A 24,471-nucleotide genomic window follows, 5' to 3' on the forward strand; every position below is an offset into this window, starting at 1 on the left:
AATGTTGCTGGAATTCAACATGATTCACCAGGTCAGCGCGTGCTTGTGTGACATATGCCACAGTGACATCGGTATTTTTCAAACCCTTTTGCGCGGCCCGCCAATCTGCTTACACTGCATCGCGATCCCCCATTTCGCGGCGCCCCAATGATTGCGGCAGCCCATTCTCCGCACCCCTTCAGCCATATGAAATATGGAGCGTAAATGACGTTCGACTCTTCCCTTCGCGAGCCGATCGCCGTTGTCGGCATGGCCTGCCGGTTTCCCGGCGGAATCGATTCACCGGACGCACTGTGGCGCTTCGTCATCGAAGGCAAGCACATATCCAGCAAATTCCCGGATGACCGGTCCATGACCGAACTCGCCGATATGGCCTCCCCCGAGGTGATCGCCGCGTTCGCACCCATGGGCGGCTTCATCGACGAACCGGGCCGGTTCGATCCGGAGTTCTTCGGCATCAGCCCCCGCGAGGCCCGGGCGATGGATCCGCAACAGCGCGTCCTGCTGGAGGTCGCCTGGGAGTCGCTCGAACGCGCCGGAATCGATCCGAACACCTTGCGCGGCAGCGATACCGGCGTCTATGCGGGGGCCATGTCCGGCGATTACGCGTATCTCATTCCGGGACAGAAAGATATCGATCCCGGCTACATCTCCCTGGGCGTCAGCCAGAGTGTGCTCTCCGGCCGCATCGCCTACCTGCTCGGCCTCGAAGGCCCGACGCTGAGCGTCGACACCGCGTGCTCGTCATCACTCGTCGCCTGTCATCTCGCCGCCCAGGCGCTGCGCCTGGGCGAATGCTCGCTCGCGCTGGCCGGGGGCATCTCCATCATGTCCACCCTCACCGGCTTCTACGCGCTCGGCCAGCACGGCGCGATCTCCAAAGAGGGCCGCAGCAAACCGTATTCGGCCGATGCGGACGGTTTCTGCATGTCCGAGGGCGCGGCGATGCTGATCCTCGAACGACTCTCCGATGCCGAACGGAACGGGCACGAGGTGCTGGCCGTGCTGCGCGGCAGTTCGGTCAATCAGGATGGCGCGTCCAAGGGGCTCACCGTGCCCAGCACCGCCGCACAACTCAAACTGATCGACGCCGCGCTCACCGCCGCCGGATTGACCGGCGCCGAGGTCGATGTGATCGAGGGCCACGGCACCGGCACCCCGGTGGGCGATCCCATCGAACTGGAGGCGCTGCTGGCCACCTACGGACAGGGCCGCGCACCCGGCAATCCCGCCCGGCTCGGTTCGATCAAATCGAATTTCGGGCACACCCAGGCCGCGGCGGGCGCGGCCGGAATGATCAAGATGATCGAATCCATGCGGCACGGGGTGCTTCCGGCCAGTCTGCATGTGAGCGAGCCGACGCCGAGCGTGGACTGGTCGGCCGGTGATGTCCGGGTGGTCACCGAACTCACCCCCTGGCCGGAGCCGGGCCGCCCGCGCCGGGCGGCGGTGTCCTCCTTCGGAATCGCCGGCACCAACGCGCACGTGATCATCGAGCAGGCGCCCGCTCGAGCGCTTCCCGAACGCACGGCCGATCCCGCCGCCGAGGTACTCGCCTGGCCGATCTCCGGCCGTTCGCCCGAAGCCCTGACCGAGCAGGCCGCGCGCCTGCTGGCGCATCTGCGGGCGCATCCGGAATTCCGGCCCGCCGAGGTGAGCCGAGCGCTGACCACCACGCGCGCCACCTTCGAACACCGCGCCGTCGCCCTGGGCGGCACCCGCGACGAACTCCTCGCGGGCCTCGCCGGTCTGGCGGAGAATCGCCCCGGCGGCGCACCGCGCGGCCACGCCAATGCCGCGCACCAGGTGGTCTTCGTCTTTCCCGGCCAGGGCGCACAGTGGACCGGTATGGCCGTGGCGCTGCTGGCCGAGTCGCCGGTCTTCGCGGCGCGAATGACCGAGTGCGAGAAGGCATTCGCCCCGTATGTGGACTGGTCGCTCACCGAGGTGCTGCACGGCGCGCCGGGCGCGCCGAGCCTGGAGCGTCTCGATGTGGTGCAGCCCGCGCTGTTCGCCGTCATGGTGTCGCTGGCGGCGGTGTGGGGGTCGCTCGGCATCACCCCGGACGCGGTCATCGGGCATTCGCAGGGTGAGATCGCGGCCGCGCACGTCGCGGGGGCGCTCTCACTCGATGACGCCGCGCGCATCGTGACCCTGCGCAGCCGGGCGCTGCTCGCGATCGCCGGGCGCGGCACCATGGCCTCGATCGCGTTGCCGATCGACGAGGTTCACGAAAGGCTCACCGGCACAACGGGTATCGATGTGGCCGCGGTGAACGGCCCGCAGACCACCGTCATCTCCGGTGCTACGGCCGAGGTGCTGGCCTTCATCGAGGCCTGTACCGCGGCAGGGGTTCGAGCCCGGCATATTCCGGTGGACTATGCCTCACATTCGGCACAGATCGATGCCATCGAGGACACCATCCTCGCGGCGATCTCCGGAATCACCCCGCGCGGCACCGATATCGCGTTCTTCTCCGCCGTCGTGGCCGACGCCGTCGACACCGCGACCCTGGACGCCACCTACTGGGTGCGCAATCTGCGCGAGCGCGTGCTCTTCGAGGACACCTTCCAGGCCGCCTACCAGACCGGGTACAGCGCGTTCCTGGAGATGAGTCCCAATCCGGTGCTCACCGCCGCCATGCACGAATCCCTGGAGCACGTCGGGGCTTTCACCGACTACTGCGTCATCACCGGCTCGCTCAAGCGCGATGACGGCGGCCTGGACCGGCTGCTGACCTCCGTCGCGCAGGCGCATGTGGCCGGGGTCACCGCGGATTGGCGGGTCCTCACCGCCGGGCGCGCGCTACCGCGAATAGACCTGCCCACCTACGCTTTCCAGCGTCAGACCTTCTGGCTGACCGCGGGCGGGGCCGTCAACGGCGGCAAACCGAGCAGCCTGGGGCTCGCTGCTCCGGGGCATCCGCTGCTCGGCGCCATCGCGGAACTGCCCGGTGCCGACAAATTCCAGTTCACCACCAGGCTCGCGCAGGCCACCCACGGCTGGATCGCCGATCACGCCCTGTTCGGCACGGTGCTGGTGCCCGGGGCCATGCTGCTCGAATTGGCCCTGCACGCCGGTGAGCGACTCGGCTCCCCGCGCGTGGACAAGCTCACCATGTATTCGCCGATCACGTTGCCGGACAAGGGCGCCGTCCACGTGCAGATCGTGGTCGGTGAACGCGATGCGCGGGGCCGTCGTCCGGTGACGATCTATTCGCGCCCCGAGGCGGAGGACGCCCCGCCCGGCGAGCAGCAGTGGCGATTGCACGCCGACGGCGGGCTCGGTCAGCCCGACGACCACGACGACGCGGACACCATCGAGGTGTGGCCGCCGATCGGTGCGGAACAGGCCATCGATCCGGCCACCGCATACCAGGGCCTGGCCGCGCTCGGCTATCAGTACGGTCCGGTCTTCCAGGGCATGCGCGCGGTGTGGCGGCGCGGCGAGGAGGTCTTCGCCGAAGTGGCACTGCCGGATTCGGTGACCGATGCCGAGGAATTCGGCCTGCATCCGGCGCTGCTGGACGCCGCCATGCAGACCGGTGCGGCGCTCACCTCGCTGGCGCCGGATGAGGGCGGCGCGATCCGGCTGCCATTCGCGTGGGAGGGTGTGCGCCTGCACGCGATCGGCGCCGCGGCGCTGCGCGTCCGGCTCAGCCCGGCCGGTCCGGATCGCATGCGCTGGCTGCTCGCCGACACCAACGGCAAGGCCGTCGCCACCGGAACCCTGCAGGTGCGATCGGTGACGGCGGGCAAACTCGCCGAACGTGGCCTGGCACAGCAGCAGGAGTCGCTGTTCGGGGTGGACTGGCTGCCGGTGCCGACGCCCCGGGTGCGCTTCACCGCGCCGCCGGGCGCGTGGACGCTGATCGGTTCGGCCGCGGGACTTGCCCTTTCGGAGCCGGAACTGCGCACCGCCGGTATCACTCGACACGATTCCATGCGCCGGCTGGTCGCCGCGGTAGACAGCGGCGACGACGCACCCGCGGTGGTGCTGCTGTCGCGGGTGGGCCGGCCCGGCGACGCGGTGGCCGACGGCACCGCCGCGATGCTCGAACAGATCCAGACCTGGCTGGCCGACGCTCGATTCGTCTCCACCCGTGTACTGGTTCTCATGCGCGGCACCCAGGCCGTGCGCGGCGGCGAGGACATCACCGATCTGGCCGGGGCCGCGGTCTGGGGTCTGCTGCGCAGTGCGCAATCGGAGAATCAGGGGCGGCTGATCCAGCTCGACCTCGGGCCCGAGGACGCCGGGCTGGATGTCCTGACCGCCGCGCTGCAGGCCGACGAACCCGAGGTGGCGCTGCGGGACGGCGAATTCCACGGCCGCCGGATTCGCCCGGCCGTCGACGCCGCCGCCCGCGATTCCGATCTGCTGAACCGGCATTGGCGACTCGACATCCCGCGCTCGGGCAACCTCGAGGACGCCGGCCCGGTCGATGCCATCACCCCCGACCTCGCCGAACTCGCGCCGGACGGCGTGGCGGTGCGGTTGCGGGCGGCCGGGCTCACCTATCGCGAAGCCGCCCATGCGCTGGCCCTGACCACCGAACTGCGTTCCGCGACCCCGTTCGAGGCGTCCGGCCTCGTGATCGCCGTTGGAGCGCAGGTCACCGAATTCGTGCCCGGCGACCGGGTTTTCGGCTTCTTCGACGATATCTCCGCCACCTCGGTGACCACCGCGCGCCGGCTCGCGCCGATCCCCGCGCACCTGTCGTTCCATCAGGCGGCGACGGTACCGGTGGCCTTCGGCACCGCCCTCTACGCACTGCGCGAGCTGGGCGCCGCGGTTCCCGGCGAATCGGTGCTGGTGCACGGCGGCGCCGGTGGGGTCGGCCTGGCCACCATCGCCCTGGCCCGGACGATGGGCTTGGAGGTGTTCGCCACGGCTCGCCCGCACAAGTGGGATGCGCTGCGCGAGTTGGGCATACCGGGCGAGCGACTGGCCGATTCACGTTCGGCGCGGTTCGCCGCCGAGTTCGCCGCCGCCACCGGCGGACGCGGCGTCGATCTCGTCCTGAACACCCTGCCCGAGGAGTTCACCGATCCCTCCCTGCACACCCTGGCCGCCGGTGGCCGATTCATCGAGATCGGCCGCGCCGCGGTGCGCGAAGCGGCCGAGGTCGCCGCGCGTTTTCCGGGTATCCGCTATGACACCTTCGAACTCGGCGCACTGGAACCGGACACGCTCGGCGCACTGCTGCGCGATGTCACCGACCTGCTCACCACACACGAGATCGAGCCACTTCCCTTGACCGCCTTCGATATTCGACGAACCGGTGCGGCGCTGCGCCATATCGCCGAGACCCGCCAGATCGGCAAGGTGGCGCTGAGCTGGCCCGCCGCCTTCGATCCGGAACGCACCGTGCTGATCACCGGCGGCACCGGCAAGATCGGCGGTTTCATCGCCAGGCATCTGGCGACCCGATACGGTGCGCGCCGACTGCTGCTGGCCGGACGCAGCGGCCCGGACGCCCCGGGCGCACGTGAATTGGCCGCCGAATTGGGCGAACTCGGCACGCGGGTCACCTTCGCCGCCTGTGACGTCGGTGACCGGGACGCGGTGCGCGACCTCATCGCCGCCGTGCCGCCGGAGCATCCGATCGGCGCCGTGGTGCATATCGCGGCCGTGCTGGCCGATTCCACCTTCGCCGGTCTGACCCGGGCGCATCTGGACCGGGTGCTGCACGCGAAAACCCTGGGCGCACAGCATCTGCACGAGCTGACCGCCGATCTCGACCTGTCGATGTTCGTGCTGTTCTCCTCCGCCGCGGGCGCTTTCGGCGCACCGGGCCAGGCGAACTACGCCGCCGCGAACGTCTACCTGGACGCGCTCGCCCAGCATCGCGCCCACCTCGGACTCCCGGCGGTGTCGATGGCCTGGGGCTGGTGGGCGGAGGAGACCTCCAATACCGGTCAACTCGACGATAAGGACCGGGCGCGACTGGCCCGGATGGGCATCACCCCGATTCCCACCGCCGAGGCGCTGACCCTGTTCGATGCCGGATTGGGCTGGGGCAGGCCGTACGTGGTGCCGGTGGGCCTGGACGTCGCACTGCTGCGCGCCGCCGCCTCGGTGGCCGAACTGCCGCCCTTCTTCCGCGCCCTGCTGCACACCCGAGCCAAGGCGACCACCCAGCTCAACGATCCCTCGCAGCTGGCCAAACGCCTGTCCGGTATGAGTCCGGAGCAGCAGCACGCGGTGGTGGTGGAAATGGTGAAGGTGCCGATCGCCATGGTGCTGGGCTACTCCTCCCCCGAACCCGTGCTACCGGACCGGGAATTCACCGAAATGGGCGTCGATTCGCTCAGCTCCATCGAACTGGGCAGTCATCTGCGCGCGCTCACCGGCGTCAAGCTGGCCAATTCGGTGATCTTCCAGTATCCGACGGTGAGCCTGCTCGCCCGGCACATTCTCGAGCAGGTGACCCCCGCCGACGTCGAATTGGCCGGACCGATTCTGGCCGAGGTGGCGATGCTCATCGACCGGCTCGCCGATATGCACGACGATCACGAGATACCGGCCGATCTGCTGGCGCGGCTGACCGGCCCGCTCGAACGCCTCGGCGTGCGCGCCGGGCACGACGCCGCGGTGGAGGTCGGATGAGCCGCTTCAGCGAGGACGTGTTCATTCGAGTTCCGCGGGGCCACAAGGGCATTGTGACCGGCGCGCCGCACGCGCCCGTTCGGCACAGCTGGGCCGAGGTGCATCGGGTGGCCCGCGCCATGGCGGGCGGGCTCGCCGGGCGCGGAATCGGCGCGGGCAGTCCGGTGGCCATTCTGGCCGGACAGCCCGCGGATGTCGCGCCGCTGGTGCAGGCGGTGTGGATGCGCGCCGCCTCGGTCACCATGCTGCACCAGCCGACCCCGCGGACCGATCTGACGGCCTGGCTCGCGGACACGATGACCGTGCTCGACCTGCTCGGCACCCGATCGGTCGTGGTGGCAACGCCTTTCGAGGCAGCCATCTCGGTACTGCGGGAGGCGGGGGTGGCAGTGATCGAGATGGCGGAGTTGCGGATGGCCGACCCCATCGAACCGGTGCACGCCGAGGAGGACGCCATCGCCCTGCTGCAACTGACCTCCGGTTCCACCGGTGCGGCCAAGGCCGTCATGATCACCCATCGCAATCTGGACCGGAATTGGCGCTCGATCAGCGCCGTGGCCGCGTTCACCGACAGCGATGTGATGGTGAGCTGGCTGCCGTTCTCACACGATTTCGGCATGATCGGACTGCTCATGGGGCCCATGCAGGGCGGGCTGGACGCGGTGATCGTTACGCCGGCGGACTTCCTCACCGATCCGCTGCTGTGGGCCGAGCTGATCACGCGATATCGCGGAAGTATCACCGCCGCACCGAATTTCGCCTATGCGCTGTGGGCGCGCAGTCTGGCCGAAGCACCGGACGGCGCCTACGACCTGTCCAGTCTGCGCATCGCATGCAATGGGGCCGAACCCATCGATATGGCGACCATGACCGCGGTGAGCACCGCCGGGGCCCGCTTCGGCCTGGCCGAATCCGCTCTCACCGCCGCCTACGGGATGGCGGAGACGACGCTGGGCATCTCCCTGTCCGTGATCGGCGCGCCGATCACCGTGGACAGTGTGGACGCCCGCGACCTGGAGGCGGACGGGCGGGCGCGCGTCAGCACCGGCCCCGAGGCCCGGCAGTTCGCGGTCCTGGGCCGTCCACTGCCAGGTCTCGGCCTGCGGGTGGTCGACGCGGCCGGTGATCGGCTGCCGCCCCGTATGGTCGGCGAACTCCAGGTGCGCGGTGACGCGGTCACCCGCGGGTACCGCACCGGCGCGGGCGTGGTCCCGGCGATGGACGCCGAGAACTGGCTGGCCACGGGCGATCTGGGCTACCTCACCGAGACCGGGGAGATCGTGGTCTGCGGCCGCACCAAGGATGTGATCATCGTCGGCGGGCGCAATATCTTCCCCACCGATATCGAGCGCGCCGCCTGCCGGGTGCCGGGGGTGCGGCAGGGCAATGCCGTGGCGGTCGGCCTGCGCCGCGCCGATCATCGCGAACAGTTCGCGGTGGTGGTGGAATCCCGGCTGCACGCCGACGCCGAAGCGGTGGAACGGATTCGGGCCGAGATCGCCCGCACCGTCTACGCCGAGATCGGCGTCGGACCCCGGCATGTCACGGTGCTGCGTCCGGGCGCGCTGCCCAAGACGCCCTCGGGCAAACTGCGGCGCTCGGCCACCGCGGCGCTGCTCGGCGGTGCGCCGTGAGCGCCGCGGTACTGGCCGTGAGCGATTTGCACCTGGGGCATCGCGGCAATCGTGAAGTGGTGGAGGGCATTCGGCCGGGCGATCCCGGCGACTGGCTGATCGTGGCCGGTGACGTCGCGGAGAAGACGGCCGATATCCGCTGGGCTCTCACGCTGCTGCGGGAACGTTTCGCGAAGGTGATCTGGGTTCCCGGGAATCACGAATTGTGGACCACCGCACTCGATCCCGAGCAGTTGCGGGGTGAGGGCAGATACCGGCACCTGGTGGACCTGTGCCGCGAGATCGATGTGCTCACCCCCGAGGACGAGTATCCGCACTGGCACGGTGCGGGCGGTCCGGCCGTCCTGGTGCCGATGTTCCTGCTCTACGACTACTCCTTCCTGCCGGCCGGCGCGGCCACCGCACAGGAGGGTCTGCGCATCGCCGAACGGCGCGGTGTGGTCGCCGTCGACGAACAACTGCTGGTCGCCGATCCCCATGCGGCCAAGGATGAATGGTGCCGCGAACGGGTGCGCTATACGGTCGCGCGGCTGGACGCCCTCGACCCCGCGATACCGCTGGTGCTCATCAACCATTTCCCGCTGGTGCGCGACCCCACCCTGCTGATGGCGCCGCCGGAATTCGCCATGTGGTGCGGTACCACGCTGACCGCCGACTGGCATCGCCGCTACCACACCGTCTGCGCGGTCTACGGCCATCTGCACCTGCCGCGCACCGACTACTACGACGGGGTGCGCTTCGAGGAGGTATCGCTCGGCTATCCGCGCGAATGGCAGCGCCGCGGCCTCCCCGATCCGCTGCTGCGCCGAATTCTGCCCGCCCCGCACCGCGCACGCTTCGCCCTGGACGGTTGGGGGCGGCGACTGGCCGGGCGCGCATTGCGGGCCGCCCGCGAGCACAGCACCGTTCCCGAGAGGAGAACCGATCGATGACCGCTCCACGCGCTCAACTCGAAGCGGAATTGGGCGGGCCGTTCACCGCGCTCTACCTGCTCCCCGAACCGCAATGCGCGGACCTGCTCGAATTGATCCGCACCGCGCCGGAACGGGAGCGCATCGCCATGGACGCCGCCGTGGAGGCCACCCTCGCCACCCTCCCACGAGGTACCCGGGCGATCGCACGCGTCATGGCGTATGGGTGGAAACGCACTGTGCGGCAGCGCTTCTCACGGGAGGAACGCCCGTGAGCGACGCGCTGACCGAGGAACTGCACCGATTGGCGCACATTCTGCACGTACCGCCCGACCGGGTGGAACACCTGGCGCAGTTGGGGTACGAGCATGTCTTCGCGCTGCGGCAGCGCGTCACCATCACGCTCGCCGATCGCTACGCCCACGACTATCGCAGATTGCGGCTCTATCGCCGCTTCATCCCCTTGCGACTGAGTCTGCCGCTGGCCGCGAAGATCCTGCCGCCCAGGCTGATCGGACGCGCGGCGAGCAGTGTGGTGGACGCACGGGATATGGAACGCGCGCTGCAGGTGCTGGCCCGGCTCGACCCGGCGGTGGTCGCGGACGCGGCGCCGTACATGGATCCGCGCACCATCGCGCGCTTCGCGCATCTGGCGCCGCCCGCCCTGGTGAACGGCCTGATGCTGGAGTTGCTCGCGCGCAAGGACTTCAGCACCGCGGACCTGTTCGTCGACTTCGTCGATCCCGCCGTCCTGGATGCGGAGAAATCATGAACGAACCATTGATCGGTGATATCTCGGACACCGCGCGCTGGGTGGCGGCCTATCGAGCCATCGAATCCGAGCGCCCGGACGCCCTGTTCCACGATCGGCTCGCCGATCGGCTCGCCGGGGCGCGCGGACACGCCATCGCGGACGGCCCGGTGGCCCCGCACGGTGGTCGCAACGGGTGGCCGCAGGTGGTGCGCACCAGGCTCATTGACGATCTGATCGGCCGCGCTCTGGCGCAGGGCTGCGACCGCGTGATCAATCTGGCCGCGGGTCTGGACACCCGGCCCTACCGGCTCGATTTGCCGACGGGGCTGCGCTGGTACGAAGCCGATCTACCCGGACTGGTGGCTGAGAAATGTCGACTGTTGGCCGAGGAGACGCCCGGCTGCACCGTGGTGCGCCGCGCCGTGGACGTCACCGACGGCACCGCCTGCGCGGAATTTCTGCGCGAGGCGACCGACGGCGCACACCACGCGCTGGTCATCACCGAAGGACTGCTGCCGTATCTGACCCCGGCGCAGGTGCACCGGCTCGGCGCGGTGCTGCGGCAGCCCGCAGTGCACTGGTGGCTGCTCGATATCTACTCGCCGATGATGCGGCGCGCGGTCAATCTCACCATGGGTAGCCAACTGGGCAGTGCCCGCTGGCATTTCGCGCCCGCCGACGGGGTGCGCTTCTTCACCGGCTGGACCGCACTGGAAACCGAATCGCTGTTCGAGGCCGCCGCCCGCTGGAAACGTTCACCCCCCTTCGTACGCCTGCACGCCCGGCTGCCAAGCCTCGGCACCCCGGACCGGCCCGGGCAGATAAGCCTGTGGTCCGGTGCGGTTCGATTGAGAAACACCGTGAGGGAAGAACATTGACAGATCAGGACACCGACCATCCGGACCACGAGGTCATCATCATCGGTGCGGGCTTCGGCGGCCTCGGGGTGGCGATCGAACTGAAGGCCGCGGGCATCACCGACTTCGTCATTCTCGAGCGCGCCGCCGATATCGGCGGCACCTGGCGGGACAATGTGTATCCCGGTGCGGGCGTGGATGTTCCGTCATGGAACTACTGCTATTCGTTCGAGCCCAATCAGGAATGGGGGCACTGGTTCGCCAAGGGACCCGAACTGAAGGCCTATGCCGATCACTGCGCCGACAAATACGGCCTGCGACCGCATCTGCGCCTGAACACCACCGTCAAACAGGCCGAATTCGATGAGGGCACCCACCGTTGGACGGTGGATACCGAAGGGCTGGGACCGATCACGGCCCGCTACGTCATCTTCGCCTACGGTGGGCTCACCATACCCAAACGCCCCGATATTCCCGGCCTGGACGATTTCGCGGGCACCACCATGCACAGCGCCCGCTGGGATCGGGAATACGATCCCAGCGGCGCCCGAGTGGCGGTCATCGGCACCGGATCATCAGCGGCACAACTCATTCCGGAGTTGGCCGAGCGGGCCCGCACCCTCACCGTCTTCCAGCGCACGCCCATCTGGGCCGTACCCGCCATGGATTTCCGCATTCCGCGACCGCTGCGCTGGTTCCTGAAAAAGGTGCCGCAGGCCTGGATTCCGTTCCGCATCGCCTCGGTGCTGATGATCGAGAGCTTCTTCCTGTTCGGCATCAGATTCAAGATTCCGGCCATGGTTCGCATGGTGGAATGGGCGGGTTTGGCGCTCATGCGCCGACAGGTGCGCGATCCCGAAATCCGCCGCAAACTCACCCCGAATTACCGCTTCGGCTGCAAGTTTCCGACCTTCTCCAACCGGTACTACCGCACCTTCTCGCGCGAGAACGTCGAACTGGTCACCGATCCGATCGAACGGATCACCCCGACCGGCGTAGTAACCGGTGACGGCGTACACCATGAGATCGACACACTCGTGCTGGCCACCGGCTTCTACATCTACGAGCGCGGCGCCGCGCCGCCATTCCCGATCATCAACGGCGCGGGCACCGATATGGGCGACCATTTCCACACCCATCGCTGGTCCGCCTACGAGGGTGTGACCGTACCCGGCTGGCCCAACGGCTTCTGGGTGCTCGGACCCTATTCGGTCACCGGGTCGTACTTCCTCATGGTGGAGAACACCGCCCGGCACGCCATTCGATGCATGCGCGAGGCGCGCCGCCGATCCAGCACTCGGATCGAGATCACCCAGCGACCGCACGACCGGTATTTCGAGGAGATGGTGCGCAGGCAGTCCACCTCCATCTTCTACACCTCCAATTGCGCGGACGCGCACAGCTTCTACTTCGACAAATTCGGCGATGTGCCGCTCATCCGCCCCGCCACCGGGGCCGAAGCCTGGTGGCGCGCACGCCGATTCCCGCTGGACGACTACACCTTCACCGCACGGGAGAGCACCCTCTCATGAGCACCCCATCGCCGGAACCGACCCTCGTCGCGGGCCTGACCAATACCGAACTCGTCGAGGCGCTACCGGAATTGACCGCCGTCGCGGCCGCGCGCTCCGCCACACTCGCGGCGGAACTGCAAGGGTGGTCCCGAGCATGGCTGCGGGCGTGGAACTCTCAGGATCTGGAGGCCGTACTCGCACTGGTCACCGACGATATCGTCTGCACCGATCCCGCGCTCTGCGGAGAATCGGTCACCGGCAAGGCCGCCTTCCGCGACTACGTGCTGATGACCTGGCGCGCCTTTCCCGATATTCACTTCGAACTCGCCGGCACGCCGTATCTGCCGCTCATCGGCACCGGGATGGCCGCACCGTGGCGGGCGCGCGGCACCTTCACCGGTGATCTCGGCGGCGGACCGTCCCCGCTCGGGCTCGCACCCACCGGGCGCTCATTCGACACCACCGGGGTCGACCTCTACGAACTGCGTGACGGCCGGCTCCGCACCTGGACCAGCGTCGCGGATCTGATGGAGCTGGCCCGGCAGATCGGCATGCTGCCGGCGGCGCGAAGTCCGTTCTTCCGCTTCGGGATTCGCGCCCAGCGGCTCGGCGCTCCGCTGCTGCGAGCCTATCTGCGGCTGCGCCCCCGAGCACACGGCTGAATCGGCGAGACCGTCCGGCGGTCAACGGCGGTGATGCGGATCGGCGCGGTGCGGATCGAACCTCTCGGTCGGGAAGTCGTCCGCGCGGAATTTCGGCAGCGGGACGGGATCATCGGACTCGCTCGGCCAGAAACGACTGGCGTACTGACCCCGAATCCGGCTCAGATCGGGTTCGTCGATATCGGTGATGCCGACCTGGAAGAACATGAGCATGGTTGCCATGCTCACCGCGATGATCAACGGTGTCAGCAGCTGGTTCGCCTGGGCGCCCGCGGGGGCGTGCATATGGTCGGCGACGTGGGCGCGCATGGCGAACATGCCGGTGTAATGCATGCCGCACACCGCGATTCCCATGATGAGGGCCGCGCCCACGGTGGCCACGATGCCCTCCACGTGCAGTGCGAACCAGAGGGCGGCGATGGCGGCGACGATCGCGATGACCAGGGACAGCAGCACTATCCAGGGGTCGTATTGCACGGTCACATCGGTTTTCATGGCGTACATGCCCGCGTAGTGCATGGCCGCCACCCCGAGACCGGTGATCGCGCCGCCGGTGATCAGCGCGAACCATTCGCCGCCGCGCCGATGCACCACGATCGAAAGGCCGAGCCACACAACGCCCATGGCGATCACCGCGCTCAGCACGGTGACGGGGACGTTGTAGCGGATGGTGGCGTCATGCACCGAGAAACCGAGCATGGCGATGAAGTGCATGACCCAGATTCCGGTGCCGCCCAGGGCGATCGCGCCGGTGATGATCCAGCCGCGATGCCCCGCCTGACTGCGCGCCCGCACCATGCAGCGCAATGCCAGCAACGAGCCGACGACAGACATCAGATACGCGAGCGTGGGGGTCAACCAACCATAGGTGAACTGGTCGATTTCCAGCATGCGGGCTCCTTGCCAGATCACTGTGAGTCGGCAGAAACATCGGCGACTGTGGCGAACAGTAGCGAGGAAGCACCAGGTAGTAAATTTGCCGCAGCACAATACTGGAAAAGTAGCTGGCGTTTGCTGGGGTACGATTTCGCAGGCAAATCATGGTGTGACCCAGCGCACAACACATTTCGCGCATCCGTATGCCGCCCTTGACGGCAGCGATCACAGCAACCTACTGGAATACCGCTGCCGCACAATCGATCAGGAGCGGTCTTTCAGGTACTCGAGCGCGGCACGCAGACGATCGATGAAGGACCATTGCGCATCGGCGAGGTGCGGGTGATCCTTGGCGAATTCCTCCCAGTCGGCACTGCTGTCGAGATCCGCGAGTAGTCCGGGCAGCCAATCGCCCTCGGGATCCCGCCCCAGTACGGTGGCGAGCAGTTCGTAAGGGAGACGGGAGTTTTCGGCCAGCAGGACCGCATCGTAGAAATCCTTGCCCTCCGGGTGGACATCGGTGGTCAGCCACAGCAGTTTCCAGGCCAGCGAGAGTTCCGGCGTAGCGGCGAGCAGGTGAGCCGCCGGACCGGGACCGGACAGCCGTGGCAGATCCGACCATTGCGGTTGCCGCGGCACGCTTTCATTGAAAACGAAGTCGAGTTGTACCGCGCCGGAGGGTATTTCGGCGTCGGCCGAGGTCCACGGCAGGATCAGGCGACGGCCGGGGACACGATCATAGGTCCAGATGTGGTCGGACAGCGCACCATCCGGATGGATGCGCACCGTGCTGCCGGGCATATCGGCCACGATCTCGGCACGACGGGCGATATCGGCGAACATATCGTCGGTGGCGGGTTCATCGACCTGCCAATTCATCGGCAGCACAATGAAATCCACATCGCCGGGCTGCCTGGCGGCCGCACCGAACCAGGCGGCGAGCAGCACGCTGCCGCGCAACATGAGCTGCCCGGCCCACGGTGAGTCCGCGACGGCGGTGAGGATGTGATCGATGGCTTCGCGGCGCGCGGCGAACCAGCCCGCGCCGCGCTCGGGATCATCGAAATGCGGCTCGCTCAAACGCATTCCGAAGGAATACTCGGCCATGGCCGGATCGAATACCGGATGCTGAACAACACCCGCGCCCGGCACCGGGTACAGCGTGCGCGGCAGTCCCTTGGCCACGCGAACCTCCTCGGTCGGCGGTTCGGCGGGCACCACCTGGGTGGGCTGCCACGGGCCGTGCCGGAACTCATCCCAGGGGGTCGCGGTCATGACAGTTCCTCGTTCTCGTCGATCCACCCGGCGTCGATGGATTCATCGCTGTCGAGGACGACGAATTCACGTTCGACGGACTGTATTTCGTAGTCCGACAGTTCGGCCAGCAGCGCGCGCAACCGGGCCGCGGCGATCGGATCGCCAACCGACCGGCAACGCTGGGTGACGAAGCGTTCGGCGCGGCCATCGGCTCGCACGCGCCGCGCGTTCGCGGACAGATGCGCCGCGTGCGCAACCGCGATCGCGGTGAGCGCGGCGGGATCGGCTTCGGGGGCGAGCACCAGCTTCACGTGATGTTCGAAGTAATAGCCCGGCCCCAGCGCCCGCGCCTCGGCATCGGTAGCGGGCACTCCTGTCGTCCACGGCGTCGACTCGATCTTCGTGCGGCACAACGGGAATCCGGCCCCGGTCAGGCGCGCCGCCAGCTCCGCCACCGAATCACGCACCGTCGCGAAATCTCCCGAATACCGCGCGGTCAGCATCGGCTGATCCCGTACCCGCCCGCGCGCCAGCCGAATATGGGTGAACTTCAATTCCTGTGCGGCGGCATGCCGTTCGAGGGCCGCCAGACTCGTGGCGTCATCGGCGCGCACGGTCAGATGCGCCTCGAACTCGCCCTGGAATATCGGTGGAGCTGTCATCACGACCATATGCTCGCAAATCGAATGGGCCCGCGTCGCGGGAGTTTTCGCGCCCCGGTGATACGAAACCGCCGGGCGGCCCTCGAAAGAGCCACCCGGCGGCAAGAATTCAGTTGGCGGGGCCGAATTACCAGCCGCGCTCGGCGAGCCGGTGCGGCTGCGGGATCTCATCGACATTGATGCCGACCATGGCCTCACCCAGACCGCGCGACACCTTGGCGAGCACATCCGGGTCGTCGTAGAAGGTGGTGGCCTTGACGATGGCGGCGGCACGCTGGGCCGGGTTGCCGGACTTGAAGATGCCGGAGCCGACGAACACGCCCTCGGCGCCGAGCTGCATCATCATGGCGGCGTCGGCCGGGGTGGCGATACCACCGGCGGTGAACAGCACCACGGGCAGCTTGCCGGTCTGGGCGACTTCCTTGACCAGCTCGTACGGGGCCTGCAGCTCCTTGGCGGCGACGAACAGCTCATCCTCGGGCAGGCTGCTCAGGCGACGCAGCTCACCGCGGATCTTGCGCATATGGGTGGTGGCGTTGGAGACGTCACCGGTGCCGGCCTCACCCTTGGAGCGGATCATGGCCGCGCCCTCGGTGATCCGGCGCAGCGCCTCGCCCAGGTTGGTCGCGCCACAGACGAAGGGCACGGTGAAGTTCCACTTGTCGATGTGGTTGGCGTAATCGGCCGGGGTCAGCACCTCGGACTCGTCGATGTAGTCGACACCGAGCGACTGCAGCACCTGGGCCTCGACGAAGTGGCCGATGCGCGCCTTGGCCATGACCGGGATGGAGACCGCGGAGATGATGCCGTCGATCATGTCCGGATCGGACATGCGGGATACGCCACCCTGGGCGCGGATATCGGCGGGCACCCGCTCGAGCGCCATAACGGCGACCGCGCCGGCATCTTCGGCGATCTTGGCCTGGTCGGGGGTGACGACATCCATGATCACACCGCCCTTCAGCATCTCGGCCATGCCGCGCTTCACGCGGGCGGTGCCGATGGAGGGGGTGGTGTCGGACGAGGTCACGGCGAACTCCTGTGTCATCTGGGCCAATCGAATCGGAATGGAACACCACGATTCTAGGCGGCGCGATCAGGCCACTTCATAGCCAGTCGGGCACGACTGGACTGCTTGCGGTGAAGCCTGTTAGACGGGTCACAGCTTACGGGCTACCGCGCCGCTACAGGAGACAGGCGCAGCACCGAATCCATCCGGCGGGTCAGGGCCGATGGGCCCACGAACTCCAGGCGGCCGGTGCGCACGGCATGGTGAATCGGCACCCGGCCCAGCCACACCTGATAGAGCGAACTCACATCGGAAGTAATGGTCACATGCACCGGATAGCCCGGATCGGAATCGCAGACCGAGGGCACCCCGGACTCCACCACGATCCAGTAGCGATGCGGATCATCGGTGAATCGGACCCCGAGCACATGGCGTTTGCCCGGGAACGATGAGGTGTCCAGCCGGGTATGCATCCACCAGACCAGCAACTGGGCGTCCAGTTCCGCCGGTTCCGGTTCGCCGAAGGTCCAGCGCGCACCCCACGCGCCCAATCCGAACAGGATCGGTTCGAGCTGATAGCCCGCGTCGGTGAGGATATAGCGACCGTCCTCGGTCTTCGATACCAGCCCGGCGCGCTCGAACCGGCGCAGCCGACGGGTCAGCAGACTGCGGGAGAGTCCGGGCAGTCCGCGCGCCAGATCATTGAATCGTGAAGTGCCGGTGAGCAAATCGCGCAGGATCAGCAGCGACCAGCGCTCGCCCAGCAGATCGAGCGCGCGGGAGATCGGACAGTACTGGCCGTACCCGGCGGGAGCGATCGTCGACACAGTGCACCTCGTTATCGGCGGCGGTAGGTCCAGTTTTTGGACTATTCGGTTATCGCGCAGATTCGTAGCTTCGACAACATGACATCGACTGTTCCGGAAACCACCACCCGCGACTGGATCGCCGCCGCCACCGCCGTAGGCAAGGATCTGCTCGACGGGGTCGGCACCCGCGACCGCACCGGCGAGCTCGCCACCGCCGCCTACGATCTGCTGCGTACCTCCGGGCTCAGCCGGGCGCTGGTACCCGCCGAGTTCGGCGGCGGCGGGGCCACCCACCGCCAGATGGGCGAGATACTGCGCGAACTGGGACGGCATGATCCGTCCACCGCCGTCGCCTTCGCCATGCATTCGCATCTGGTCGCCGCGCAGGTGTGGCGGCATAAGCACGCCATCGACGCGCGGCCGGTGTTCGAGAAGGTGGTGGCCGGGGCGATTCTGGTCAGCACGGGGGCCTCGGACTGGGTCGACTCCAATGGCACCGCGGAGCGGGTCGAGGGCGGTTACCGGGTCAGCGCGCGCAAGGCTCCGGCCAGCGGCTGTGAGGCGGGCACCATCGCGGTGAGCAGTATCCGCTGGGATGACGCACCCGAGGGTCCGAAGGTGCTGCATTTCGCGGTGCCCTTCACCGCCGACGGCGTGCGCATCGAAAAGACCTGGGACACCATGGGTTTGCGCGCCAGCGGCTCACATACGGTGGTCTTCGAGAATGTGTTCGTACCCGATGCGGCGGTCTCGCTGATCCGCCCGGCCGATGTATGGCCGCCGATTCTCAATGTGGTGATCGGTGCGGCCATGCCGCTGGTAATGGCGGCCTACCTCGGAATCGCGGACCGCGCGGTGGAATTGGCGACCGATATGGTCGCGGGCCGCGAGGACGCGCACACCGTGCAGCTGGCGGGCGAGATGATGAATTCGTACACCACGGCCGCGGATCTCATCGACGCCATGTTCACCGGATCGGACGATCTGCGTTTCGCCAATACCGATGATCATGCTGCCAAGACGCTGAGCCGCAAGACCGTGGCCGCCGACGCACTCGTGCAGACAGTGCGCCTGGCCATCGAAACCGTTGGCGGCGCGGGGTATTCGCGCGGCTGCCCGCTGGAGATGTGGTACCGCGATATTCACGGCTGCCTGTTCCATCCGCTGCCGCGCGCCAAGCAGACCCGGTTCACCGGGCAGGTGATGCTCGGACATTCCCCGCGCGCCTGACGAGAAACGCTTTACGGGTTGGTCGTGCCCAGCGGGTTGATCACCAGCATGGTGGCCCAATACTGCGCCGCGGATTCGCCCACGTACGGCACCAGAAAGTCGTAGAGCAGATAAGACACGAGATCCATCACCTTCCACACGCGGTTCGCCGAATCTCATATCCGGCAAACCGCCTCGACCCTAACCGAGATGCGCGGTCGCCACATCCCGATCCTGTGAATGCCCATCGGGCGCGACCGGAAACCCCCGGCAACCGATTCGGGGGAAATTCCGGAAGCCGTTCCGCAGCAGGCCAGTTGCGGCCGCCAGCCCGTCAGTCCCAGCGATCGATGGTGTAGCGGGTGCGGATTCCGTCCGCGGTGACCCGGAAACAGTGTCCGCCGGACCCGCCCTTGGACAGGATCAGACCGCACACCTGCGCCTCATCCCGGCCCGCCACCACCGCGCCGGTGGTGTGCGCTTCCAGGGTCTTGCGGATCTCGTGCAGTTCGGCGCGCAGGTACTCGGGGAAGAAACCCGCGCCACCGGTGTATCCGGTATCGGTCGCATCGGCCAAGGCGAACAGCACCGCCTGTTCGCGGCCGGTGCGATCGGCCTCGTACCAATTCGCCGGATGCGGGACGACCGCCGTCACCGCACGGAATTCACCCGGGCGCAGTCCCCACCGCGTGGGCGCGGAACCATTGACGTAGACGTACCAGGTCACCGGGTTGCGCCGGTCGGTGCGATCCCACTGAATGATCGGCGGCGCTTCGGGATTCGCGGCGGTCACCATCGCGCCGTAACTGGTGGCGGCCTCCGGCACCTGATAGTCGATGCGCTCCGCGCCGGGAAGTACGGTGCGCGCGAACTTCTCCCATGTCATGACGACCGGTGCGGAATCGAGATCGGTTGCGCCATCGCGCTTCGCCGCCGGAACGAGGTGGGAGAAGACGCCCTCGGGACGCGTCCGCGCCGCATCGCCGGACCGGGCAGGTCGCCAAAGCGGTTGCACGTCGGCGAGTTTCGCGAAGCGGCGCTCCAGGGCTCCGGCCGCGCGCAATTCGCCGATGACCTGCTCGGCGCGGGCGATCATGGCCTCGGTCGGCGCGGCCGTGGGGCGGCGGTATTGCAGCGGATGCATCTTCTCGGCGAAACGACGTTGCACGCTGTCGAAGGGCAGACCCTCGGCGAGATCGGTGAGCAGGGTGCCGATCATGCCGCTTTTGATATGACAGTATCCGGCCGGTGCGGTGGCGGCCGCGAGTCGGATGAGGTTGTCGCGCTGCGCCTGTGCGGCATCACCGCGACCGCGTATCGCGCCGAGCGTGCGGTGCAATTCCAGCAGCCAGGTGGCGACACCGAGAATGGCGTCCGAGCGATAGAGCTGTTCGGTGCGCAATAGCGCCACGGCCTGCTTCACCACGGACTCGGGGAATTCGCCGAGGGCGCGCCGCAGGGTCTCGGAGTCCGCGTTCTTGGCGGCGATGTACTGCGAGGTCGTCCGCAACGGCGTGCGGACGTGCACCATATGCGCGGATGGGGTCAGAGCGAGATGCGTCCACCCGCCGTGCTCGGCATATCCCCAGTTCGTCGCCTCGGAACGGAAGAGCGAGACGATCGGAGCGTGTTCGACTCGATCAGCCAGTGCGGCAGCTGCTTTCGCGTAGTGCGGGGGTATGCCCGCCGGCGACCACAGCGCGGATGTCGCCTTGCCGTCCGCGCCCACGATCACCAATCCGCCGTAGCGGCGCAGGAAAGCCCGGCAGGTGCCGCAGGTATTCACCGCCGCCAGCTCCGGCGGAAACGCGCCGAGGAAGACCTCGAACAACCCCTCGGTATCGACGGTGAACAATTCCGCGGGCTCGGCGACGAGCGCTTGGAAGCGCGCCTGTACGGCGGCGAGAAACTCGTCGTACCGGTCGTCGGCGGGCACTTCGGCGGGTCCTGCGACTTGCGTTGTCATAGCGGTGGTTTCGCCCCCTCGTGCGAATAGCTGGACCCGACCATAGCGCCCGGTCGCCTCCGGCCCCCAGCGGATATCCGAGTCCTCGATCCGGAAAAATCGGTTTGCCCGCGACGGCGGGACGACCCAAGATCGACCACGATGATTGAAGAATTGGAACAGGCCCGGCAGCTACTCGCGGAAGGCGATGTGCCGGGGACGGTGCGCGCCCTGCGCCCGATCGCGGATCACACACCGCCGCACGACCTCGCCGCCATCGCGGCCCCGCTCGCCCGCGCCGTCGACTTCGAGGATTTGGCCGCGGCCGCCGAGGCGACACTCGAACAGCCCTCGGATGCGAAGGCGCTCACCACTTTCGGCTACGAATGCATCGAACGCGGTATCTCGTTCCTGGCCATTCCGGTGCTGCGCGAGGCATTGCGACTAGATCCGGAGTCCACGCTCGCGCTCAATGAACTCGTGACCGCGTTCGAGGATGAATACCGGCACCATGAGGCCGTCGAGACGCTGCTGGCGCACGAGGCGACGCTGCGACCCTGGCCGGATCGCTATCTGCTGATCTACAACGCCATCCTGTCCGGTGATCTCGACCGTGCCCGTGCGGAATTCGCGACGCTGCCGCCGCCGGAGGATGAGCGGTGGCTGTTCGCCCGCGACCGCGTGGCGCGCATGCTCGAACGCTCCGATAGCGCCCGGACCGTCACCCCGTTGGACTGGACCGATCTACGCGGCTGGCATTTCACCCTGACGGGCGGATACCTCGGCACCCTGTCGCCGTACGGTTTCACCGCCGGAATGACCGGGCGCTGGGCCTATCTCGGCGATGGTCCGGACCTGTGCCGATACAGCCTGAACCGACTGGCGCTGACCCTGTCGGCCACCGGGCGGGAGCCGCGATCGGTGTCGCTGCTGCCGGGTCGCACCGATCGCGTTCTCGGCCTGGCCGCGGCGCAGCTGCTCGGCCTGCCCACCCTGCCGTACACGCCCGGCGCCACCGACACCCTGGTGGTGGCCTACGACCTGAGCGAACTGGACCACGATCTGGTCCGCACACTCGATGAGCGCGCGGATGGCCAGATCCTGTTCGAGCACGCCACCTGCTGGACCCGCCCGCCCGCCGTCAGCGCGGATATCACCGGACTGCTGGTGCAACGGATCAACGATCCGTGGTCGCCCGGCTTGCGCATCGACGGCGCGACGGCCGAGCCGGACACCCGATCCGAGGATGAACTCGCGGCGGAGATCGTGCGGGCGGAGGGAACGCCCGACACCGGCGACGGTGAAACCCCGCCGGACTCGGTTGGCGATTTCACCGCGTTCATTGCCGCGACCCGGGACACCTGGTTGCGCGGCCCGCGCACCAGGCTCAATTCACCGGGGCCGGTGCGCAGTTCGTCCTTCGGCTGAGGCGCGGTCGCAGCCGAGCAGCGTTAACGTCGTATCGAAAGTCGTAATGTTCGTCGTGGCATCAGTCGTGGCGTCAATCTGAGCCGCAGTCGGACTGCGTGTCGCAGATGAAGTCGTACTTGCGGGTCACTGGCACAGTCGCAGTGATTCTCCGGCGCACAATCGTATCGCCTCGAGGCCCGCGCGCACACCTGATGAATCAGCGTGTGCGCGCGGGCTTTTCGGCGAAACGCAGTTCCATGCTGACCGGAATGATCTCGACCTCGAGCGCTTCACGCAGGCGCGGGACGGCCTCACCGAAGATGCGGCGACGCAGCGCGGTGAGATCCGCACCGGGTTCGGCGGTGACGATGAGATGCAGATCGGGGGCGCTGCCCGGCCCGGACAGCACGGCCGAGACCTCGCGAACCTCGGAATAGCGTTCGATGTCGGCGGCTATCGCATCGGCCGCGACCGAGGACGCCAGCAGCGTCGCCCCGGCGGAATTCCCGTGCGACAGTTCCCATTCCACCGCGCGGGGCAGGCGGAAGACCTGGGCGAGCAACCAGCGCAGGCACAGCACGCCCAGCGCCACCGCGCCCAGCACGATGGCCAGCAATACCCAGTCCGGCGGTGCGCCGGTGCCCGGGACAAGCGCACCGTCCGCGTCGACCCAGCCGATTCCACCGCGATTCGCGGCGATCGCGTATCCGCCCGCGGCCAGTAGCGCCAAACCCGCCAGGGCGAGCACCGCCCGGTTCAGGCGGGCGGGACGATTGAGTTCGGTCATCTATCGCTCCTTAGGCCGGTGCGATCGCAGTCGGGTCCGCACCGGTGCGCGCGACGCCGGTGCGATTCGGTCCAGGGCTCCGGTCACGGCATCGCGCATGGCACCGTCCAGCCCGGCGGTCTCGGCCCGGCCGGTCGCCGCCGAGACCTGAATCCGCTTACCGCCCATGCTGACCCGGGCCGATTCCACGCCGTGTACCGAACCGGCTTCGCGGCGCAGTGCGGCGCGCAGGCCCCGGCGGGAAATCCCGGCGGGGATACCGTCGAGTTCTTCGAGCGGCACCACCACGGGGCGTCCGGGCAGCACGGCGACCAGCAGCAGTACCAGTCCCGCCGCGGCGATCGCGATACCCGTGCCCAGCACCAGGGCATCATTCCAATGGGTGGCGCGCAGTCGCCGCGCCATCGCGTCGTAGGACACCAATTCCGTGCGGCCGAGCAGGCGTTCGGACAGTGAGATCACCGCGATGACGCACACGGTGAGTAGGGTCAGCGCCAGCAGCACGGCCGGGATCACCCGGCGCGGCAGGCGCGTCATCGCACCCTCGCAACCGCGGAATCGGCTGCCGTGGAATGCGATTCGACCACCATCTCCGAGATGGAGATATCGAGTCCCGTCACCGCCAGCCCGGCCAGTTCGGCGGTGCGCCGGATCAGATGGTCCCGGCACTGTTCCGCGATCCGGGCCACCGGCAATGGATACCGGACGGCCAGGCGCACCGACAGCACCGCGGAATCACCGGTCACCCGGGCATCGACCGTGACCTGACCCCGCACCCCGTCGACCTCCTGTGCGGCGCGCGCGGCAATGCGCTGTACAGCACGATCACTCACCGTCGTCCGGCCCGCGGGCTCCTGCACGACGGCCTCGGTCATCGCCGGCCCCGGTCCCGGACCGAGCGCAGCAATCCGGACAGATCTATCTCACCGTCGAGCCAGCGCCCGGCCAGTAGTCCGAGCCCGGCGAACACCAGCACGATGGCGAACGCGCCGAGACCGCCGAAGGCCGCGGCGAATCCGAGCGCGATACCGACGGCCAGGCATATCGATGTGGCGTTCATCTGCGACTCCTCAACGAGGCGGGCACTATTGGACGCGGGTGGCGGCGGCGGAAGCGTCGTCGTCCTCGGGGATGTAGACATCGTTGACATTGATATTGACCTCGACCACTTCGAGTCCGGTCATCTGCTCGATGGCGGCGATCACGCTGCGGCGGATCGACCGCGCCAATTCGGCGATGGCGACGCCGTATTCGACGACGATCTCCAGATCGACCGCGGCCTGGGTCTCCCCCACCTCGACCGAAACACCCTGTCCCACACTGGCGGATGCGCCGGGAATGCGATCGCGAATCGCACCGAACGCACGCGCGGTGCCGCCGCCCAGATCGTGCACGCCGCGCACATTGCGGGCGGCCAGACCGGCCACCTTCTGCACCACGATATCGGCGATGGTGGTGCTGCCCTGATCGCTGTGTAGCTCGCTCTTGGTCCCCGGCGCGGTCTTTCTGCCGGTGTCGGCCGGTGTTTCGCTCTTGCTCTTATCGGTTGCGGTCGTAGTCATGCCT

Annotated in this window: 21 protein-coding genes; 10 read left to right on the forward strand and 11 right to left on the reverse strand. The window is 67.8% G+C overall.

All coding sequences use genetic code 11. The features are described from left to right. Positions 1 to 204: 204 nt before the first annotated feature. The 8 genes from ACFC0O_RS04045 to ACFC0O_RS04080 are packed head-to-tail and all read left to right on the forward strand — an operon-like array spanning position 205 to position 12,941. Entirely contained in the window at positions 205 to 6,609 is a 6,405-nt protein-coding gene (locus ACFC0O_RS04045) for a type I polyketide synthase (RefSeq protein ID WP_375953635.1), read from the forward strand. Next, a complete protein-coding gene (locus ACFC0O_RS04050) occupies positions 6,606 to 8,243 on the forward strand; it encodes a fatty acyl-AMP ligase (protein WP_375953637.1) in 1,638 nt (545 codons plus the stop codon). Before ACFC0O_RS04045 ends, ACFC0O_RS04050 begins: the two co-directional genes overlap by 4 nt. Further along, a complete protein-coding gene (locus ACFC0O_RS04055) occupies positions 8,240 to 9,175 on the forward strand; it encodes a metallophosphoesterase family protein (protein WP_375953638.1) in 936 nt (311 codons plus the stop codon). The genes ACFC0O_RS04050 and ACFC0O_RS04055 overlap by 4 nt, the downstream gene beginning before the upstream one ends. Beyond that, positions 9,172 to 9,429 (forward strand): hypothetical protein, encoded by a 258-nt coding sequence (locus ACFC0O_RS04060; RefSeq protein ID WP_375953640.1) that lies wholly within the window; start codon positions 9,172 to 9,174, stop codon positions 9,427 to 9,429. The genes ACFC0O_RS04055 and ACFC0O_RS04060 overlap by 4 nt, the downstream gene beginning before the upstream one ends. Continuing rightward, positions 9,426 to 9,926, forward strand: a complete 501-nt coding sequence (locus tag ACFC0O_RS04065) for a hypothetical protein (RefSeq protein WP_375953641.1) — start codon at positions 9,426 to 9,428, stop codon at positions 9,924 to 9,926. Before ACFC0O_RS04060 ends, ACFC0O_RS04065 begins: the two co-directional genes overlap by 4 nt. Beyond that, positions 9,923 to 10,786: a class I SAM-dependent methyltransferase gene (locus ACFC0O_RS04070; RefSeq protein WP_375953643.1), complete on the forward strand. Its 864-nt coding sequence runs from the start codon at positions 9,923 to 9,925 to the stop codon at positions 10,784 to 10,786. The genes ACFC0O_RS04065 and ACFC0O_RS04070 overlap by 4 nt, the downstream gene beginning before the upstream one ends. After that, complete coding sequence (locus ACFC0O_RS04075; protein WP_375953645.1) at positions 10,783 to 12,297, forward strand: flavin-containing monooxygenase; 1,515 nt, start codon at positions 10,783 to 10,785, stop codon at positions 12,295 to 12,297. The genes ACFC0O_RS04070 and ACFC0O_RS04075 overlap by 4 nt, the downstream gene beginning before the upstream one ends. Then, the gene (locus tag ACFC0O_RS04080; protein ID WP_375953646.1) at positions 12,294 to 12,941 is read left to right on the forward strand and encodes an ester cyclase; all 648 of its coding nucleotides are present in this window, start codon (positions 12,294 to 12,296) and stop codon (positions 12,939 to 12,941) included. Before ACFC0O_RS04075 ends, ACFC0O_RS04080 begins: the two co-directional genes overlap by 4 nt. A 21-nt stretch (positions 12,942 to 12,962) precedes the next feature. Here the strand turns inward: ACFC0O_RS04080 and ACFC0O_RS04085 are convergent, their stop codons facing one another. The 5 genes from ACFC0O_RS04085 to ACFC0O_RS04105 all read right to left on the reverse strand — a co-directional run bounded on the left by ACFC0O_RS04085 (position 12,963) and on the right by ACFC0O_RS04105 (position 17,572). Beyond that, on the reverse strand, positions 12,963 to 13,832 hold the full coding sequence (locus tag ACFC0O_RS04085; RefSeq protein WP_375953648.1) for an MHYT domain-containing protein: 870 nt from the start codon (positions 13,830 to 13,832) through the stop codon (positions 12,963 to 12,965). A gap of 249 nt (positions 13,833 to 14,081) precedes the next feature. Further along, positions 14,082 to 15,092, reverse strand: coding sequence for a nucleotidyl transferase AbiEii/AbiGii toxin family protein (locus ACFC0O_RS04090; protein WP_375953650.1), 1,011 nt, complete (start codon positions 15,090 to 15,092; stop codon positions 14,082 to 14,084). Further along, the gene (locus ACFC0O_RS04095) at positions 15,089 to 15,739 is read right to left on the reverse strand and encodes a hypothetical protein (RefSeq protein WP_375953652.1); all 651 of its coding nucleotides are present in this window, start codon (positions 15,737 to 15,739) and stop codon (positions 15,089 to 15,091) included. The genes ACFC0O_RS04090 and ACFC0O_RS04095 overlap by 4 nt, the downstream gene beginning before the upstream one ends. 124 nt (positions 15,740 to 15,863) lie before the next feature. Next, positions 15,864 to 16,766 (reverse strand): pyridoxal 5'-phosphate synthase lyase subunit PdxS, encoded by a 903-nt coding sequence (gene pdxS, locus ACFC0O_RS04100; protein WP_364632214.1) that lies wholly within the window; start codon positions 16,764 to 16,766, stop codon positions 15,864 to 15,866. 143 nt (positions 16,767 to 16,909) lie between these two features. Further along, positions 16,910 to 17,572 carry a winged helix-turn-helix transcriptional regulator gene (locus ACFC0O_RS04105; protein ID WP_375953654.1) on the reverse strand — a complete coding sequence of 221 codons (663 nt, stop codon included), beginning with the start codon at positions 17,570 to 17,572 and terminating at the stop codon, positions 16,910 to 16,912. A 78-nt stretch (positions 17,573 to 17,650) separates the two neighbouring features. Here ACFC0O_RS04105 and ACFC0O_RS04110 point away from each other — a divergent pair, with 78 nt between their 5' ends. After that, positions 17,651 to 18,784, forward strand: a complete 1,134-nt coding sequence (locus ACFC0O_RS04110; protein ID WP_375953656.1) for an acyl-CoA dehydrogenase family protein — start codon at positions 17,651 to 17,653, stop codon at positions 18,782 to 18,784. A gap of 313 nt (positions 18,785 to 19,097) precedes the next feature. Here the strand turns inward: ACFC0O_RS04110 and ACFC0O_RS04115 are convergent, their stop codons facing one another. Further along, positions 19,098 to 20,729, reverse strand: coding sequence for a hypothetical protein (locus ACFC0O_RS04115; protein ID WP_375953658.1), 1,632 nt, complete (start codon positions 20,727 to 20,729; stop codon positions 19,098 to 19,100). Positions 20,730 to 20,870: 141 nt separating this feature from the next. Between ACFC0O_RS04115 and ACFC0O_RS04120 the strand changes: the two genes are divergently transcribed. After that, positions 20,871 to 22,136: a hypothetical protein gene (locus ACFC0O_RS04120; RefSeq protein ID WP_375953660.1), complete on the forward strand. Its 1,266-nt coding sequence runs from the start codon at positions 20,871 to 20,873 to the stop codon at positions 22,134 to 22,136. Positions 22,137 to 22,335: 199 nt separating this feature from the next. Here the strand turns inward: ACFC0O_RS04120 and ACFC0O_RS04125 are convergent, their stop codons facing one another. The 5 genes from ACFC0O_RS04125 to ACFC0O_RS04145 are packed head-to-tail and all read right to left on the reverse strand — an operon-like array spanning position 22,336 to position 24,467. Beyond that, complete coding sequence (locus ACFC0O_RS04125) at positions 22,336 to 22,905, reverse strand: alkaline shock response membrane anchor protein AmaP (protein ID WP_375953662.1); 570 nt, start codon at positions 22,903 to 22,905, stop codon at positions 22,336 to 22,338. Beyond that, positions 22,906 to 23,442, reverse strand: coding sequence for a DUF6286 domain-containing protein (locus ACFC0O_RS04130; protein ID WP_375953664.1), 537 nt, complete (start codon positions 23,440 to 23,442; stop codon positions 22,906 to 22,908). Further along, entirely contained in the window at positions 23,439 to 23,780 is a 342-nt protein-coding gene (locus tag ACFC0O_RS04135) for an Asp23/Gls24 family envelope stress response protein (protein ID WP_375953666.1), read from the reverse strand. The genes ACFC0O_RS04130 and ACFC0O_RS04135 overlap by 4 nt, the downstream gene beginning before the upstream one ends. Continuing rightward, positions 23,777 to 23,965, reverse strand: coding sequence for a hypothetical protein (locus ACFC0O_RS04140; RefSeq protein WP_364632201.1), 189 nt, complete (start codon positions 23,963 to 23,965; stop codon positions 23,777 to 23,779). Before ACFC0O_RS04140 ends, ACFC0O_RS04135 begins: the two co-directional genes overlap by 4 nt. Before the next feature lie 25 nt (positions 23,966 to 23,990). Beyond that, positions 23,991 to 24,467 carry an Asp23/Gls24 family envelope stress response protein gene (locus ACFC0O_RS04145; protein ID WP_375953668.1) on the reverse strand — a complete coding sequence of 159 codons (477 nt, stop codon included), beginning with the start codon at positions 24,465 to 24,467 and terminating at the stop codon, positions 23,991 to 23,993. Between the last annotated feature and the right edge of the window lie 4 nt (positions 24,468 to 24,471).

The organism is Nocardia sp. NPDC056100 (genome assembly GCF_042266325.1).
Taxonomy (GTDB): domain Bacteria; phylum Actinomycetota; class Actinomycetes; order Mycobacteriales; family Mycobacteriaceae; genus Nocardia.